This is a genomic window from Agrobacterium sp. CCNWLW155 (genome assembly GCF_036888815.1).
Classification (GTDB): Bacteria; Pseudomonadota; Alphaproteobacteria; order Rhizobiales; family Rhizobiaceae; genus Agrobacterium; species Agrobacterium radiobacter.
Window position 1 is genome coordinate 660,086 of record NZ_JBAKFW010000001.1, and the last position, 15,557, is coordinate 675,642.

Consider the following 15,557-nt stretch of genomic DNA (forward strand, 5'->3'; position numbering starts at 1 on the left):
TTGGAAAATGCAAGGCAAGCCATGCTCAAGAACGGCCATTCCCGCCCTTCAGCCGCGCTCCCCGGTCACAATTGCGGCGCGGATGACCGAAAGCACGCGCTCCGGCTCGATATTTGTGCAGACGAGCTGGCTCGGATGCCCATCCCAGTCACCCGGCGGAAAGGCGCGGCCATCCGGCTTCTGGATCGTCTGGCCGTCGGCAAGCCCGCCGCAGACGACGCGTACCGGGCCGCTGCGGGTTTCAAAAAGCTCAGGCGCCACAAGATAGACGCAGGCGCAGCTGTCATGCACCACCATGCCGTCGCCGGTGCGGGTCTTGTAGAAATCGATGTAGAACTGCGACAGGTCCGAAAGCAGCTGCACCGGCTTGCCGCCGGCCTTTGCCATGTCAGCCATGAAGGCGCTGGTCATCACCGTTTTCATCGTCACATCGAGACCGACAACGATCACGCGCCAGGGCGCGGTGAAGACGAGATCGGCCGCTTCAGGATCGCCGTGAATATTAGCCTCGGCCGCCGGCGACACATTGCCGTTCATGTCGAAGGCGCCGCCCATGACGATCACTTCCTTCACCAGCGCCGCGAAGTCAGGTTCTTCGCTGAGCGCCAGCGCCAGATTGGTCATGCGACCGACGGCAATCAGCGTCACCTCACCGGGATTGGCCTTGACCGTCTCGATGATGAAGCGATGCGCCGGACGCGGATCGAGCGGCAGATCGATGGTCTCGGGGATATCGATATCGCCGAGACCGTTTTCGCCGTGGATGAAGGTCGGCCAGTGGCCTTCCTTGCGGGCGGGATCGAAGGTCACGCCGGCGCCCCTGGCGACCGGTGCGGTCATCTGCCATTCCCGCTTCAGGAAAAGCGCATTGCGGGTGGTGATATCGATGGGCGCATTGCCGAAAACGGTGGTGACGCCAATCAGATCGATATCGGGATGGCGGTGCAGAAAAAGAAGCGCCATGGCGTCATCCACACCGGGATCCGTATCGAATATCACTTTATGCATAATGCCCTCATCCGTATGTCTCAAGCGCCATCAGGCCTTCCGGCGACGCGCCACGGAAACATAACGATAAGCGGCAACACCGCAATCCCCCTTCCCGCAGCCGAACGTACAGAAAGATATTGCGCGGTGGCCTTTTCGGTGAAAGAAGAAGCCCTCTCCTCCCGCCTGCCCGGACATTCCCAGTGCAAGACATCGCCCTCAACGTTTTTATCGTTCTCTTCTGCGTCGCCATCTTTGCCGGATTTATCGATTCCATCGCCGGTGGCGGCGGCCTCATCGTCATTCCCGCAATGATGATCATGGGCATCGCCCCGCTCGATACGCTCGGCACGAACAAGCTGCAGGCGCAGTTTGGTTCCGCCTCTGCGACCCTTGCCTATGCCAGACGCGGCCATGTGAATCTCAAAGAACAATTGCCGATGGCGCTGATGGCCATGGCCGGCGGAATGCTCGGCGCGCTGACAGCCGCCTTCGTGCCGGCCGATCTCATGCGCGCCATCATGCCGTTCCTGTTGATTGCGATCGCGCTTTATTTTGCCTTCAAGCCGCAGCTCAGCGATATCGACAGCCACCGCCGCATCACGCCCTTCGTGTTCGGGCTTGCGGTCGCGCCGCTGATCGGTTTTTACGACGGTGTTTTCGGCCCTGGCGCTGGGTCCTTCTACATGCTGGCCTTTGTGGGCCTTGCCGGTTTTGGAATGCTGAAGGCGACCGCCCACACGAAGCTTCTCAACCTCGGTTCGAATTTCGGCGGCTTTCTCGTCTTTGCAATGGGTGGCGCGGTTTTGTGGAAGCTTGGCCTGGCCATGGGGGTCGGCCAGTTCATCGGCGCGCAGATCGGATCCCGTTTCGCGATGAAAAACGGCGCGAAGATCATACGCCCGCTTCTCGTCCTGTCATGTCTCGCCATGGCGACGAAACTTCTTGTCGATGCATCGTCCGCCTGGTCCATCGCAACGGTCTGGGAAACCATCTTCCCGAAATAAGGGATGGTGGAACGCCGTTTCCCGTCTTTACGACGATGGGAAAGCGCCTCGCTGCCTCAGCCAGCGGCGCGGCGACGGCGATCGGCGATTTCGCGGATCACCACCATCGCACCTACGAGCTTGTAGGCGGACGAGTAGCACGGCGACATTTCCAGCGACTTGACGACCGTGCGGCCATTCTGATCTTCCGCATAGGTATATTTCGACGTATCGCCCTTGAAGCAATTGTCGAGCTTTTCCCTGAGATTGTTCTGGAACCGGTGAACGCCGACAAGTTCGGCGATATGGCAGCCGACAAGCCCTTCCGGGGCATTGCGCTGAAATGCATCGAGAGCATTGGCGAAGGAAACGCGGTAGCCAGGGGAAACGATCACCACCGGCTCGTCGAGATCGTTGAGCATATCCTCATCGAGGATCAGATGGCGGTGATGCCACTCCAGAGTGTCTTCGTCCTCGTCACCGACGACCTTCGCCTTTGACGGCATGCCGACGTAGCGATCGACAAGCGTGCGAAGAAGCTCGGAGTTGCGTTGCACGCAGCCAAGGTCTTCCGCCTCGTGGTTGAGGAGATCGATGGCAAAACGGAACTGCTCGCGGATATCTTCGGAGTTTTCTGTCTTGCGTCCGACAACCCGCTCGAGGAGCTGTTCCAGTTCACGTTCCAGCACGGCAATCTTGTCGGCTTCGTTTTTACCAACGGCAGATTGCAGTTCCGTATAACGCAGCCAGAACAACTCAATCAAATCTTTCAACCCAACTCTCCCTGAACGGGCATAACCCCGCTACCTATGCGAACGGATTAAGCCTTTATCCCCTGATTGTAGCGTCTTTGCGCTTAAAAATGACGTAACGAAACGCAGGAACGCCGCGAGGATTGTTGTTCAAAATATCACAGCAGCCGCTAATTTTTCAATTTCGATAATCCATGAACGAAAAATGAGGTTCCGCAAATATGGAAAAGTACCGAAACGCACGATTTTCCCGTCGAATTTCGTGAGAATCGCCGAAAATCCGGCCGCACACGATCCCGTCAAATCTGATGCTTCACGTCCCAGCGGTCGTGATACCACAGCCATTGTCCGGGGTATTCGCGCACCCAGCTTTCCACCTTGTCGTTCAGAAGCTGCGCCGTCGCCTGAATATCGACATTGCCCTTCTCATCGCGCGGAATTTCAACCCTGGGCTCTATTTCCAGCCTGTAGCGATTATCCGGAAGACGCACGCAGCGGGCAGGATAAACATCGCAGTTGAACTGCCGCACCAGCTTGGCGAGAAGCGGATTGGTACGAACCTCAAGGCCGAAAAATTTCGTCGTCAGCCCCTTGCCGAATTTCTGGTCGACGAGCACGCCCACGCCGCCACCCTTTTCCAGCTGTCGCGCCAGCGCGAAGGAAGAGCCGGCATGCGAGGGCACGAGATTACCCATGCGCTCCTTGCGGAAATTGAAAACCTTGTCAGCCACGAAGGGATTGTTGGGCGGCCGGAACAACACCGTCACATCGAGACCAAAAGCCGAGCCGGCAACCGGCAGCAGCTCGAAATTGCCGCTATGGGCGGTAAAGACGATGAAGGGTCGTGGATTGTCGCGCAGTTCGAGGAAGGTCGAGGTGCCCTCGACCTCGATGCGGCCCGGCTCGTTCTTTTCCGGATCGAAATCGAACAGCCGGTCGAGAAACACATATTCCGCCGCAAGCCGGCCCATATTGGCCCAGCTATCCATGGCGATCGCAAGCCGCTCTTCCTCTGACTTCTCCGGAAAGGCGCGTGCCAGGTTATAAAGCATCAGCTTGTGGCGACCAGTCTTCGGCCCCACCCAGCGCGCCAGCCGGTCGGCGGCGCGAATGCCCGCATCGGCGGGGAAGAGCTTCAGCAGGTTGAGAAGGCCGAAGGCGAATGTCGCGATCAGCCACTGCCGGAAGTGGTCCAGTTTCAGGACGATCCGTGTCAGGAAAAGCTTCAAGACGGTCAATCCATCCGCAGAACGATTTTACCGAACACCTGACGCGTCTCCATACGTTCCAGCGCCCGGTCGATATCGTCGAAGGTGACTTCGGTGTCGATAACAGGATGCACGATGCCACGCGCCATCTTCTGCATGGCGTTGGCCATGTTTTCCATGCGGCAGCCGAAGGAGCCGAGCAGCTTCAGCTGCTGCTGGAACAGCATCATCAGGTTGATATCGGTGGAGACACCAGACGTAGAACCGCAGGTGACGAGACGGCCGCCGCGCTTCAGCGAGAACATCGAGCCCGCCCAGGTGTCCTTGCCAACATGTTCGAATACAACGTCGACGCCCTTCTTTTTCGTCAGCTTGCGCACGACGCCTTCAAAACGGTCGGTCCGGTAGTTGATGACGTGGTCGGCGCCCAGAGCCTTCGCCCGTTCGATCTTGTCGTCGGAGCCGACGGTGGTGATGACGGTGCAGCCCATCTTCTTGGCAAGCTGGATCGCCGCTGTGCCGATGCCGGAACCGCCGGCATGCACGAGGATCGTCTCACCGGATTCGAGCTTGGCATTGTCGAACAGCATGTGCTCGACCGTGCCGAAGGTGACCGGTGCGAGGGCAGCCGCAACGGCATCGACGCCATGCGGTGCGGGCACGAGCTGGCGGGCGGGAATATTGATCTTTTCCTGGGCAAAACCATCGAGATGGAAACCGTGAACGCCCTGCACATGTTCGCACAGATTGTCACGGCCTTCGCGGCAGGGTTTGCACAGCCCGCAGGTGCGCGCGCCATAGATTGCGACGAGCTGGCCGGGCAGCACGTTCGACACGCCCGGACCGATGGCTTCGACCACGCCGGAGGCTTCCGCACCGATGGTGAGCGGCATCTTGCGCTTGGCGAAAGCCATGCCGCGCCAGCCCCACACATCGATGTGGTTGAGCGCAACCGCCTTGACGCGCAGCGTCACCTCGCCCGGTGCCGGAGCATCCGGTTCGGGCAGGTCCACTTTTTCGAGCTTCCGGTCGTCCACGAGTTGAAGAGCGCGCATATATCAGTCCTTCGCCCGAGGGCGTTTATCTAAAGGGCTATTCCAGCAAACCTCTGTAACGGTTTTGCGGCCGGAATGCGTAATCAAAGAAGCGAGAGCGTTTTCGCAATTCAAGCGAAAACGCTCCTGTTAGTGGTGAAACCGGTCAGGCCGGTTCCCGCGTCATGACAAGGCTTGCATTCTGCCCGCCAAATCCGAAGGAGTTGGACAGAACCGCGCTCACCTGAGCATCCCGCTTCACATTCGGCACCACGTCGAGCGTGATGGTCGGATCGGGATTGTTGTAGTTGATCGTCGGCGGCAGGGTGCCGGTCAGCATGGTCTGCAGCGAGAACACCGCTTCCACAGCGCCTGCGGCGGTCAAGGTATGGCCGATCATCGACTTGTTGGACGACAGCGGGATGTTCTTCAGGCCCTCGCCGAAGACGGCGAGCATGGAGCCATATTCCATCTTGTCGTTTTCCGGCGTCGAGGTGCCGTGGGCGTTGATATAACCGATATCGCTTTCGGCCACGCCCGCATCGGCAAGTGCCGCGCGGATCGTCGCGATCGCCGGGCCGCCATCGGGCGAAGAGCGTGTGCGGTGGAAGCTGTCGGCCTTTTCGCCGGCGCCCTTGATGATGCCGAGAACCTTCGCGCCGCGTGCAACGGCGGCTTCGAGCGATTCCAGCACCAGCGTCGCCGCACCTTCGGCGATCACGAAACCGTCGCGGTCCTTGCTGAATGGCTTGGAGGCCTTTTCCGGCGGATCGTTCTGGGTCGAAAGCGCCGACAGCAACGAGAAGCGGATCAGCGCTTCGGCGCTGACAGAACCGTCTGTCGCAACCGTCAGCGCCCGCTCGGTGCGGCCCTGGCGGATTGCTTCGACACCAAGCTGGATCGCGGTCGCGCCGGATGCACAGGCGGTCGAAAGCGTGACCGGCAGGCCGCGCGTGCCAAAACGGTCGGAAAGACGCTCGGAAATCGCGCCGAAAAGTGCTGCTTCCTGAAACGCCGGATCGGGACGCTGACGGAAAGCCGTCAGGAACCGCTCATAGGCGTCACCCGGCTGGGCGGCCGGCGGAGATCGGTCGGCAAGCTCGAAACGGGCGCTCCATTCCGGCTCGATTGGCGGTGCTGCAAGAAACAGCGGACCGTCGAAATCACCTGATATACCGGCCTGCGCCAGAGCCTCGATGGTGGTCTCACGCGCAAAAGCATAGGAACGTTCGACCGAATTCGGAACCGGGATATCGATGAAATCCACCGTGCCGCTGATCCGCGTCGAAAGCCCCTCGGTCGGGAAACGGGTGATCTTGTGGATGCCCGACTTGCCCGATGTCAGCGCCGCCCAGTTATCGGCGAGCCCCTGCCCGAGCGACGTGATGATGCCCATGCCGGTCACGGCAACGATGGGACGACCGAGATGATCCTTGAAGTTGGAAGTCATGGTCTTTCTCCTCACACGTCACGGGACAGAACGGCGACACCTTCGCCGCGCACATGGCCGACGGTGGTGACGACGGCTTCGCTGGCCGCCTCGCCCATGGGTTTTTCCTCAGCCGCATCGAAAACCGGCACCTTCGCGCCGCTTTCAAGGGTCAGCGCCGCGAGCGCCAGCCCAAGCGGGAACTGCGCTTCCAGCCCGTGGCCGGTGATACCGCCGAAACCGCGGATGACAGCATTTGGCAGAGCCTTTTCGAGAATATCCTTCTCACGGGCCGTCACACCGTCATAACCGCTTGCGCCGGAGAAGATGACAGTGGCTGCGCCGTCCTTGGCAGGGGCAAGCAGACGCTCCATGCGCTTTTCCATCTTGCCTTCGTCACGGCTGCCGCGATCACCCTCGATGGCGTCGATGCGGGCATAGATGCGCGCGCCACGCTCGCTGGCGTGCTTGCGCGATTCCAGCACAAGGAAGGCGCCCAGCGAACCGGAAACCATGCCGCCGCCGTCCTGGTCACCACGCGACCAGAGCGGCTGCCAGCCGCCCTGCGCATGTGCACCGATGGCTTCAAACAGCAGGATCATGTCGGGACGTTCCGCAGAGAAAGCACCGCCCACCAGCGCGTGGCTCGATTCGCCGGAGCGAATGCGGTGGAATGCGGTTTCGACGGCGGAAATGCCCGCCGCTTCCTCGCCCATGAAAGTGCGGGAAGACCCGGTGACCTTGTGCACGATGGAGATGTTGCCGGCCATCAGGTTGGAAAGCTGGGCGAGAAACAGCGTCGGGCGCAGTTCCGTCGTCAGCTTCTCGTTGAGCAGCTTTTCGCGGTCATTGCGCTTCAGCGCCTCGTCGACGATCAGCGTATCGACATTGATGTCGCGCTCACCACCACCGGCGGCAACGATCATGTCCATTGTGGCACAGGCTTCGGCATTTTCCTTCAGCCCGGCATCATCGAGCGCCAGACCGGCGGCAAAAACGCCAAGCCGCTGCCAGTTTTCCATCTGGCGCTGGTCGCCGCGCTTGGCAATCTGCGCGGACCAGTCGATCTCAGGCATGGGATGGACCGGATAGGGTTTGAATTTTTCGGTCTCGACAATCGTCGCCGGCGCGGCGGTTCCAGAAAGAAGCGCCACATGCGCCTGGCTGCCAACGCCGTGACAGGTCACGATGCCGACCCCCGTTATCACCACATCATTGTCAGATTTCATCGTCTGTCATCCTTTGCAGCCGGCCCCGCAGAAACGGTCACGGCTATCCACAGCGGTTGCGAACAACCACTTCATGCGTTGCGGAATAAAGCGCGCGATGCGGATTGGCAATGGTGAAGGCCCGATCCGCCGTCGCGAGCCTACGAATTTCGTGCGTCAAAACCGGGCCGACGGGAAAACGCTCTCCTTCGAAACGGGTGGAAACGCTTATTTCTGCGCATCCGCGGCAATCGCCGCCATCAGGCCGACTTCTTCCGCCCGCTTCTTGACGATAGGCCCGAGCGGAATTTCGCTGAACGGCATGGTGCGCAATTTAAGCTGCGCGTCGCAGACCTTCTTGCCGTCCGAGGTGATTTTCGCTTTGGTTACGGCAAAACCGGAACCGTCATGCTCCAGCACGGCCTCGATGTCGAGAACCGCGCCCGGCTCCACGAAGGTGCGCATCTTGGCGCCGTCGACCGACATCAGGAACGGCATGGACGCGAAATCGCTGAAGGCCAGAACCAGCATGCCGGAAGCCTGCGCCATGGTTTCGATCAGCAGCACACCCGGAACCAGCGGCATGCCGGGGAAGTGACCTTCGAATACCGGGCTCTGGTCGGGAACGATCGACTGCGCCTTCAACGTGCGCGTCGCCATGTCCACGGCCTCGACCTTGTCGATCATCTGAAAATATTCAAGCAGCATCTGTCCGGCCCGTCTCTGGTCGGTTGCGACCCGCCTTTACAGGCTGGGTCCAGAAAGAAAAATGCCCGCCTGAAGCGGGCATCGTTGCTTCAGCCCTTGGCTGCGCGCAATTCATCGATCTTGGCGCAGAGGTTCTTCAGCACGAAATATTCTTCGGTGGAAACCTTGCCTTCGTTGACTTCCTGCGTCCACTGCTCGAGCGGAATCTTGATGCCGAATTCCTTGTCGATCGCAAAAACGATATCAAGAAAGTCGAGGCTGTCGATGCCCAGATCGTCGATCGTGTGGCTCTCCGGCGTAATGGTTTCGCGGTCGATTTCGCTGGTTTCGGCGATAATGTCGGCAACCTTGTCGAATGTAGCTGTCACGCCCATAATCCTTATTGTCGTTCGTATGAATTATCCTGTCTGACGCACCACATAGGCAAGTCGCACAAAAAAGCCAATGGTTTCGTGACGTAACTTTGTAATTTGCCCCAAAACTGTTGCCTAAACAGCAACCGAATGACGGCCGCGTCCGTTACCGAGATAGGTGTCGAAGATTGCCGCGATGTTACGCACGAACGGCTTTCCAGCCTCCGTCACGGCAAAAATATCGGCATCCAGACGCACCACGCCATCCCTGTCGCCTGCGGCGAACAGCTGTGCCTGATCCCTCACGGAATGGCTCACCTTACCGAAACGGTGCTGCAATTCCGAAAGATCGATCGAAAAATCGCACATCAGCCGTTCAATGACATGCGAGCGCAGATGATCCTCCTCCGACAGTTCAATGCCCTTGACGACGGCAAGACCGCCCTCGCCCGCCATACGCTGATATTCCCCCGTCGCCACCATGTTCTGCACATAACCCTGCGGCAGCCTGCCGATCGACGATGCACCGAGCCCGATCAGCGCATCGGCCGTGTCGGTCGTGTAGCCCTGGAAATTCCGTCGCAGCGCGCCGGCTTCTGCGGTCTGGCATAATGTATCGGTCGGCTTGGCGAAATGGTCGATGCCGATCGCCTTGTAACCCGCCTGTTTCAGCATCGCGCCCGCCATCGTCATCTGGCGGTAGCGCTCGGCAATATCCGGAAGCGCGTGTTCGGGGATCAGCGACTGGTGTTTTTTCATCCAGGGAACATGGGCATAACCGAAAAGCGCGATGCGATCGGGATCGAGCGACACGATCTGGTTGACGGTCCTTTCCAATGTCTCACAGGTCTGGAACGGCAGCCCATAGAGGATGTCGCAGTTGACCGAATGCACGCCCCTCGCCCGCACGGCATCCACGACGGATTTCGTCTGTTCGAAGGACTGGATGCGGTTGATGGTTTTTTGCACTTTGTCATCGAAGTCCTGAACGCCGAGGCTCGCCCGCGACATGCCGATGGCGGCAAGCGCATCATAGCGGCTGTCGTCCAGATCATTGGGGTCCATCTCGACGCTGATTTCAGGTGCGAGCCCGAAGGTGAAGTGACGCCGCAGACAGTCCATCAGGCTCTGCATATCCTCCGGCTTCAGCATGGTGGGCGAACCGCCGCCGAAATGGACAGCACTCACCACCGCATCAGGCGAAACAAGCGCGCCAACCGCCGCAATCTCCTGCTTAAGTGCTTCAAGATAAACTGCAATCGGCTCGTATTTCAGCGTGTGCTTGGTGTGACAGGCGCAGAACCAGCACAGCCGGTCGCAATAGGGAATATGCAGATAAAGCGATATGCGATTCCTGTGGCCAAGCGCGCCGAGCCAGCCGTGATAGGTGCCATTATCGATTCCCTCGTGGAAATGCGGCGCGGTCGGATAGCTCGTGTAACGCGGCACTGCACCCGAATATTTGTGAAGAAGTTCGGTATTCATCACCCGATTTGCCTTTTATCAAGAAAATGTCGATTTCCTCTCTTTCAGTAACGGCTGCGACAGTTTGCAACTTTGACTTCAATCAAATTGCGCCATAAGTTCTTGCTAAAGTAGACGCGGGGACGACGGCTACATGGCGCAAGCCTTCAAAGAGACCGTATTTGATACCCACGGTCGCAATCGTCCCGAAAAGCCAGCATTGGAAAAGGCTTATGGACACGCTGCAGAAGACCATCCACAATTCGGAAGAGCCCGTTGTTTGCCGCTCCTGCGAGGCGCGTCACGGCGGTCTTTGCAGCACGCTGACACCACAGCAGCTCTGCGATCTCAACCGCCATTCCAGCCGCAAAAAGCTGGAAGCCGGCAACGAGCTTCTCGGCCAGGGCGAACTCGTCACCTCCTATGGCAATATCCTGAAGGGCGTGGTGAAGCTGTCGAAAATGATGTCGGATGGCCGTCAGCAGATCGTCGGCCTGCAATTCGCACCGGATTTCCTCGGCCGTCCGTTCCTGGCGGAAAGCAAGATGACGGCGGAAGCCGCAACCGATGTGGAGATTTGTCTCTTTCCGCGCCGCGTTGTCGACCGCATGGTGTCCGAAGTGCCTGACATGGAACGCAAGCTTCACAACCAGTCCCTGAAGGAACTGGACGAGGCGCGTGACTGGATGCTGACGCTGGGTCGCAAATCGGCACAGGAAAAGGTTGCCAGCTTCCTTTATATGATCGCCACCCATATCGACCCGGAAAACGACGACAAATCCTGTTTCGACCTGCCGCTTTCACGCGCCGACATCGCCGATTTCCTTGGCCTCACCATCGAAACGGTTAGCCGGCAAATGACCAAGCTGCGCAAGGAAGGCATTATCCGCATCGAGAACAACCGTCACATCACGGTGCCTGATCTCGACGTGCTGAGCGAAGCCGCCGGCAACGACTGACGGAATTTGCCCTCTCACTGCCCCTGAAGTGCAGGTGTCCCGAAATTGATGTGCGGCGCCCGCGCCTGTGCGGGTGCGAGCGCAAAACCGGCAAGAACCAGCAAAGCGGCGATGCATTTCATGATATTTCACCCCGTGCCCCGCTTTTTCAGCGGCCTGTTTGTTATGGCTGCATCATAGCGGCAAACCTCATCCATCCGCTTAACATCTTGGGTAAGCGGATGGTTCAAAGGCAGGGTAAAGAAGGGGTTACAAGCTCGGCATCGCCGCATGTTTCTTCTCTCCGCCAGAGAGAAGAAACAAAGCACACCCGCTCGCTCCATAGGGAATCGACCGTTTGGGGGCATGTCTTGTCAACAAAGATGGTCTGGCCAGTCTCTGAAACCGCGCAAAATACGCGGCATGATCTCACTGCGAGGCTGCAGGCGTCGCAACCGGCTTCTGGTTTTCGGCAAGCGCCCGCAGCTCGGCCACCCGGCGCTTGTATTCGGCTTCCGAAATCTGGCCGTTGCGCCGTGCCGCACCGAGGCGCGACAGGCTCGATTCCATGGTGGAGGCCTCATCGTCACCCATCTGGGTGCCCGCGGCCGTCAGCGGCTGCGAGAAGGTCGGATAGGTGTCGGTGTCGCGCTTCTGGCTCACCGCATTGTCGCTGACGGGGCGCGGACCGACGATTTCAGTCGTCGGACGGCGCATATGGGCGGGCGCAACAATCGGCTCCGGGGCCTTGCAGGCTGCAAGCGCGGTGACGAGCAAGGTGCCGGAGAGCGAAAGAACAGCGATTCTCGCGGCGTTTTCCGCATATGTTCCCCATGTGCCCATGTGCTTGCCCATCGTCATGTTCCGCCTGTAAGGATATCGCCGATATCGAATTCGACTGCGGTTCGGCCCTTTGCGGCCTCCCCTTGCTGGTGGAACTTGTATTCGTTTTCATGCAGAATGTGCAAACACAAATTTGGTGGAGGATGGCGCATGGCAGGTGTTGACGGCGGGGCAGAGAAAAAGGGTGGAAAAACGCCCGGTTTCGACGCTACTTCCGCCGAGGCCTACCTGATCCGCGACCCGGAAACCTTCGCGATCAATATCGCCCGCGCGCTCGAGAATCTCGGCAAGGCCGCCTCCGAGTGGCTGGCGCCACGCGAACGCGGTGAAATCCCGCAGGCAAGCGCCGATCCCGTGACCGATCTGGTCAAGACGCTCTCCGATGTCGCCGAATACTGGATGGCAGAACCGAAGCGCTCGCTCGAAGCGCAGACCCATCTGCTTTCCAGCTATTACGATCTCTGGGCGAAATCGGTGGCGCAGTTTTCCGACGACGCCGATTCGGCTTCGGAAAAACCCGCCGAAAGCGGTCCTGCCGAACGCAGGAGCAGGCGTTTTGCCGATGCCGACTGGCAGGCCAATCCCTTCTTCGATTTTCTCCTGAAAGCCTACCAGACCACCGTCGGTTTTGCCGACCGGATGGTGACGGAAGCCGAAGGCCTTGACGAACATACCCGCACCAAGGCGCTGTTCTATATGCGGCAGGTAACGGAGGCGCTTTCGCCAGCCAATTTCGTCTTCACCAATCCACAGGTCTTCCGCGAGACGGTGGCTTCCAGCGGCGCCAATCTCGTCAAGGGCATGGCGCAGCTGGCGGAAGATGTCGCAGCCGGCAATGGCCACCTGAAACTGCGCCAGACCGATTACAGCAAATTCGTCATCGGCCAGAATATCGCCGTCACGCCGGGCAAGGTGGTGGCGAAAAGCCCGCTCTGCGAAATCATCCATTATGCGCCGACGACGCAGAAGGCCTTCAAGCGGCCGCTGCTGATCGTGCCGCCATGGATCAACAAATTCTACATTCTTGATCTCAACCCACAGAAATCCTTCGTCGGCTGGTGCCTTGAGCAGGGCCACAGCGTGTTCATGGTCTCCTGGATCAATCCGGATGCCCGTCTGGCCGAGAAGGGCTGGGACGATTACATCCGCGAAGGCATCGATTTTGCGCTTGATACCATCGAGGAGCGGACCGGTGAGAGGCAAATCAACGCCATAGGTTATTGCGTCGGCGGTACGCTTTTATCCTCGGCGCTGGCGCTGCATGCGCAGGAAGGCGATGAACGCATCCGTAGCGCCACGCTGCTGGCCGCCCAGACCGATTTCATCCATGCCGGCGACCTCAAGGTCTTCATTGACGAAGGCCAGCTGGCGGCGCTGGACAAGCACATGCAGGCGGTCGGTTATCTCGACGGCTCGATCATGGCGACCGTCTTCAACATGCTGCGCGCCTCCGATCTCATCTGGCCCTATGTGGTCGATAATTACCTGCGCGGCACCGAGCCCCTGCCCTTCGACCTGCTCTACTGGAACTCCGATTCGACCCGGGTGACCGCCGCCAGCCACTCGTTTTATCTGCGCAATTGTTATCTCGAGAACAATCTCGCACGTGGACTGATGCGCGTTGCCGGCAAACGGATCAATCTCGGCGATATCAATATCCCTGTCTACGATCTCGCCACCCGCGACGACCATATCGCGCCGGCGAAATCGGTCTTCACGGGCGCTGCGCTGTTTGGCGGGCCGGTGGAATTCGTGCTCGGCGCTTCCGGCCACATTGCCGGCGTCGTCAACCCGCCGCAGCTTGAGAAATACCAATATTGGACGGGGCCGTCACCAGCTGGGGACTTCGACGCCTGGCAGGCCGCCGCCACGGCCCATAAGGGCTCGTGGTGGGTGCACTGGCAGAGCTGGATCGAAAACCAGAGTGCCGAAAAGGTGAAGGCGCGAAAACCGGGAGATGGCAGGCGTCCGGTGTTCGGCGATGCGCCAGGAACCTATGTCCTGTCCTGATCACGCCCGCTACCTCTTAATCTTTCAGGCCCCATGTTCTTCACGCCCCCGCTTATTCCCGCAACGTTGATCTCCCGCTACAAGCGTTTCCTGTTCGATGCCGTTCTGGAAGACGGCACGACGATCACGGGCTCCTGCCCCAATACCGGCTCCATGCGCGGGCTGACGACACCGGGCTCCCGCATCTGGCTTTCCGAACACGACAGCCCCACCCGCAAATACCGTCACATGCTGGAAATGGTCGAGGCCGATGGCACCGTGGTCGGCATCCATACCGGCATGCCGAACCGGCTGGCGGAAGAGGCGATCCTGAACGGCCGCATTCCGGAACTCGGCGGCTATTCGACGATCCGGCGCGAACAGAAATACGGCCGCAATTCCCGCATCGATTTCCTGCTGTCGGAACCCGGCCGGCCGGATGCCTATGTGGAAGTGAAGAACGTGCATTTCATGCGCGAAAAAGGTCTGGCCGAATTCCCTGACACCGCCACCAAACGCGGCGCGAAACATCTCGAAGAACTGGGTGACGCAGCGGAAGTTGGTTACCGTTCGGTGATGCTCTATCTCATCCAGCGCGATGATTGCGACCGGATGCGTATCTGCGACGATCTCGATCCCGTCTATGCGCTGGCGTTTCAGCGGGCGATGGCGCGCGGCGTGGAGGCCTATGCGGTGAAATGCACGGTCTCCCCGGCACAAATTTCAGTCAGCGGAACGGTTAAGATGGACGAATGGCGTCCGGCTGTTTTATGAACAGGGACGTAAAGAGACAGAAAGCACTATGATGGTCACCTATATCGACGCAGCCTCCGCCCCCCTCAAGAATACCGGCGTCATCCGCCTTTATACGCCTGAGGATTTTGATGGCATGCGCAGGGCCTGCCAGCTGACGGCGCGTTGCCTCGATGAACTGGCAGCCATCGTCAAGCCGGGTGTGACGACTGACGCCATCGACCGCTTCGTCTTCGAATTCGGCGCCGACCATGGCGCGCTGCCGGCGACGCTGAATTATCGTGGTTATACGAAATCCGTCTGCACCTCGATCAACCACGTGGTCTGCCACGGCATTCCGGATGAAAAGCCGCTACGCGAAGGCGATATCGTCAATATCGACGTGACCTATGTGCTTGACGGCTGGCATGGCGATTCGAGCCGCATGTATCCGGTCGGCCAGATCAAGCGCGCTGCCGAGCGGCTGATGGAAGTGACCTATGAATGCCTGCTGCGCGGTATTGCGGCCGTAAAGCCCGGCGTACGCACCGGCGCGATCGGCGCTGCGATCCAGGCCTATGCGGAAGCGGAACGCTGCTCCGTGGTGCGTGATTTCTGCGGCCATGGCGTCGGACGCCTGTTCCATGACACACCCAACATCCTGCACTACGGCCGCCCCGATGAAGGCCCGGAAATCCGCGAGGGCATGATCTTCACCATCGAGCCGATGATCAATCTCGGCAAACCGCATGTGAAGGTGCTTTCGGACGGCTGGACCGCGGTGACGCGTGACCGTTCCCTTTCCGCCCAATATGAACATGCCGTTGGTGTCACGGCCACCGGCTGCGAAATCTTCACGCTGTCACCGGGTGGTTTTGATCGTCCGGGCCTGCCGCCGCTTCCCCCCGCATAAGGCCAGACCGCCT

Annotated in this window: 15 protein-coding genes; 5 read left to right on the forward strand and 10 right to left on the reverse strand. The window is 59.5% G+C overall.

Features of this window, described 5'->3' with window-relative positions; all coding sequences use genetic code 11:
- Positions 1–48: 48 nt before the first annotated feature.
- Positions 49–1,008 carry a nucleoside hydrolase gene (locus V6S97_RS03345; RefSeq protein ID WP_031233911.1) on the reverse strand — a complete coding sequence of 320 codons (960 nt, stop codon included), beginning with the start codon at positions 1,006–1,008 and terminating at the stop codon, positions 49–51.
- 182 nt (positions 1,009–1,190) lie between these two features.
- On the opposite strand from V6S97_RS03345, the gene V6S97_RS03350 reads away from it, so the two are divergent.
- Entirely contained in the window at positions 1,191–1,994 is an 804-nt protein-coding gene (locus tag V6S97_RS03350) for a TSUP family transporter (protein ID WP_060725789.1), read from the forward strand.
- Positions 1,995–2,050: 56 nt separating this feature from the next.
- Here the strand turns inward: V6S97_RS03350 and V6S97_RS03355 are convergent, their stop codons facing one another.
- The 8 genes from V6S97_RS03355 to hemN all read right to left on the reverse strand — a co-directional run bounded on the left by V6S97_RS03355 (position 2,051) and on the right by hemN (position 10,150).
- On the reverse strand, positions 2,051–2,746 hold the full coding sequence (locus tag V6S97_RS03355; RefSeq protein WP_003502880.1) for a hypothetical protein: 696 nt from the start codon (positions 2,744–2,746) through the stop codon (positions 2,051–2,053).
- A 278-nt stretch (positions 2,747–3,024) separates the two neighbouring features.
- Positions 3,025–3,954, reverse strand: coding sequence for a lipid A biosynthesis lauroyl acyltransferase (locus V6S97_RS03360; protein ID WP_003502881.1), 930 nt, complete (start codon positions 3,952–3,954; stop codon positions 3,025–3,027).
- 5 nt (positions 3,955–3,959) lie between these two features.
- Positions 3,960–4,988: a zinc-binding dehydrogenase gene (locus V6S97_RS03365; RefSeq protein WP_003502882.1), complete on the reverse strand. Its 1,029-nt coding sequence runs from the start codon at positions 4,986–4,988 to the stop codon at positions 3,960–3,962.
- Between the two features lie 145 nt (positions 4,989–5,133).
- The gene (locus tag V6S97_RS03370; protein ID WP_003502883.1) at positions 5,134–6,417 is read right to left on the reverse strand and encodes a beta-ketoacyl-ACP synthase; all 1,284 of its coding nucleotides are present in this window, start codon (positions 6,415–6,417) and stop codon (positions 5,134–5,136) included.
- 11 nt (positions 6,418–6,428) lie between these two features.
- A complete protein-coding gene (locus tag V6S97_RS03375; protein ID WP_060725787.1) occupies positions 6,429–7,625 on the reverse strand; it encodes a beta-ketoacyl-ACP synthase in 1,197 nt (398 codons plus the stop codon).
- 207 nt (positions 7,626–7,832) lie between these two features.
- Complete coding sequence (locus tag V6S97_RS03380) at positions 7,833–8,312, reverse strand: 3-hydroxyacyl-ACP dehydratase FabZ family protein (RefSeq protein ID WP_099085397.1); 480 nt, start codon at positions 8,310–8,312, stop codon at positions 7,833–7,835.
- 89 nt (positions 8,313–8,401) lie between these two features.
- Complete coding sequence (locus V6S97_RS03385) at positions 8,402–8,686, reverse strand: acyl carrier protein (RefSeq protein ID WP_003495848.1); 285 nt, start codon at positions 8,684–8,686, stop codon at positions 8,402–8,404.
- Positions 8,687–8,800: 114 nt separating this feature from the next.
- On the reverse strand, positions 8,801–10,150 hold the full coding sequence (gene hemN, locus V6S97_RS03390; RefSeq protein ID WP_112589929.1) for an oxygen-independent coproporphyrinogen III oxidase: 1,350 nt from the start codon (positions 10,148–10,150) through the stop codon (positions 8,801–8,803).
- Between the two features lie 212 nt (positions 10,151–10,362).
- On the opposite strand from hemN, the gene fnrN reads away from it, so the two are divergent.
- The gene (gene fnrN, locus V6S97_RS03395) at positions 10,363–11,088 is read left to right on the forward strand and encodes a transcriptional regulator FnrN (protein WP_003502897.1); all 726 of its coding nucleotides are present in this window, start codon (positions 10,363–10,365) and stop codon (positions 11,086–11,088) included.
- Positions 11,089–11,496: 408 nt separating this feature from the next.
- Here the strand turns inward: fnrN and V6S97_RS03400 are convergent, their stop codons facing one another.
- Complete coding sequence (locus V6S97_RS03400) at positions 11,497–11,922, reverse strand: hypothetical protein (protein WP_223564854.1); 426 nt, start codon at positions 11,920–11,922, stop codon at positions 11,497–11,499.
- A 138-nt stretch (positions 11,923–12,060) separates the two neighbouring features.
- Between V6S97_RS03400 and V6S97_RS03405 the strand changes: the two genes are divergently transcribed.
- The 3 genes from V6S97_RS03405 to map are packed head-to-tail and all read left to right on the forward strand — an operon-like array spanning position 12,061 to position 15,544.
- On the forward strand, positions 12,061–13,920 hold the full coding sequence (locus V6S97_RS03405) for a PHA/PHB synthase family protein (protein ID WP_174067064.1): 1,860 nt from the start codon (positions 12,061–12,063) through the stop codon (positions 13,918–13,920).
- A gap of 33 nt (positions 13,921–13,953) precedes the next feature.
- Positions 13,954–14,673: a DNA/RNA nuclease SfsA gene (gene sfsA / locus V6S97_RS03410; protein ID WP_334426076.1), complete on the forward strand. Its 720-nt coding sequence runs from the start codon at positions 13,954–13,956 to the stop codon at positions 14,671–14,673.
- A gap of 31 nt (positions 14,674–14,704) precedes the next feature.
- A complete protein-coding gene (gene map / locus V6S97_RS03415) occupies positions 14,705–15,544 on the forward strand; it encodes a type I methionyl aminopeptidase (RefSeq protein WP_174067359.1) in 840 nt (279 codons plus the stop codon).
- Positions 15,545–15,557 lie beyond the last annotated feature (13 nt).

Bases quoted from the DNA above. Each gene is read 5' to 3' on its own strand.
- V6S97_RS03345 (WP_031233911.1), bottom strand. From the start codon at position 1,008: ATGCATAAAGTGATATTCGATACGGATCCCGGTGTGGATGACGCCATG.
- V6S97_RS03365 (WP_003502882.1), bottom strand. From the start codon at position 4,988: ATGCGCGCTCTTCAACTCGTGGACGACCGGAAGCTCGAAAAAGTGGAC.
- V6S97_RS03370 (WP_003502883.1), bottom strand. From the start codon at position 6,417: ATGACTTCCAACTTCAAGGATCATCTCGGTCGTCCCATCGTTGCCGTG.
- V6S97_RS03375 (WP_060725787.1), bottom strand. From the start codon at position 7,625: ATGAAATCTGACAATGATGTGGTGATAACGGGGGTCGGCATCGTGACC.
- V6S97_RS03380 (WP_099085397.1), bottom strand. From the start codon at position 8,312: ATGCTGCTTGAATATTTTCAGATGATCGACAAGGTCGAGGCCGTGGAC.
- V6S97_RS03385 (WP_003495848.1), bottom strand. From the start codon at position 8,686: ATGGGCGTGACAGCTACATTCGACAAGGTTGCCGACATTATCGCCGAA.
- hemN (WP_112589929.1), bottom strand. From the start codon at position 10,150: ATGAATACCGAACTTCTTCACAAATATTCGGGTGCAGTGCCGCGTTAC.
- fnrN (WP_003502897.1), top strand. From the start codon at position 10,363: ATGGACACGCTGCAGAAGACCATCCACAATTCGGAAGAGCCCGTTGTT.
- V6S97_RS03400 (WP_223564854.1), bottom strand. From the start codon at position 11,922: ATGGGCAAGCACATGGGCACATGGGGAACATATGCGGAAAACGCCGCG.
- V6S97_RS03405 (WP_174067064.1), top strand. From the start codon at position 12,061: ATGGCAGGTGTTGACGGCGGGGCAGAGAAAAAGGGTGGAAAAACGCCC.
- sfsA (WP_334426076.1), top strand. From the start codon at position 13,954: ATGTTCTTCACGCCCCCGCTTATTCCCGCAACGTTGATCTCCCGCTAC.
- map (WP_174067359.1), top strand. From the start codon at position 14,705: ATGGTCACCTATATCGACGCAGCCTCCGCCCCCCTCAAGAATACCGGC.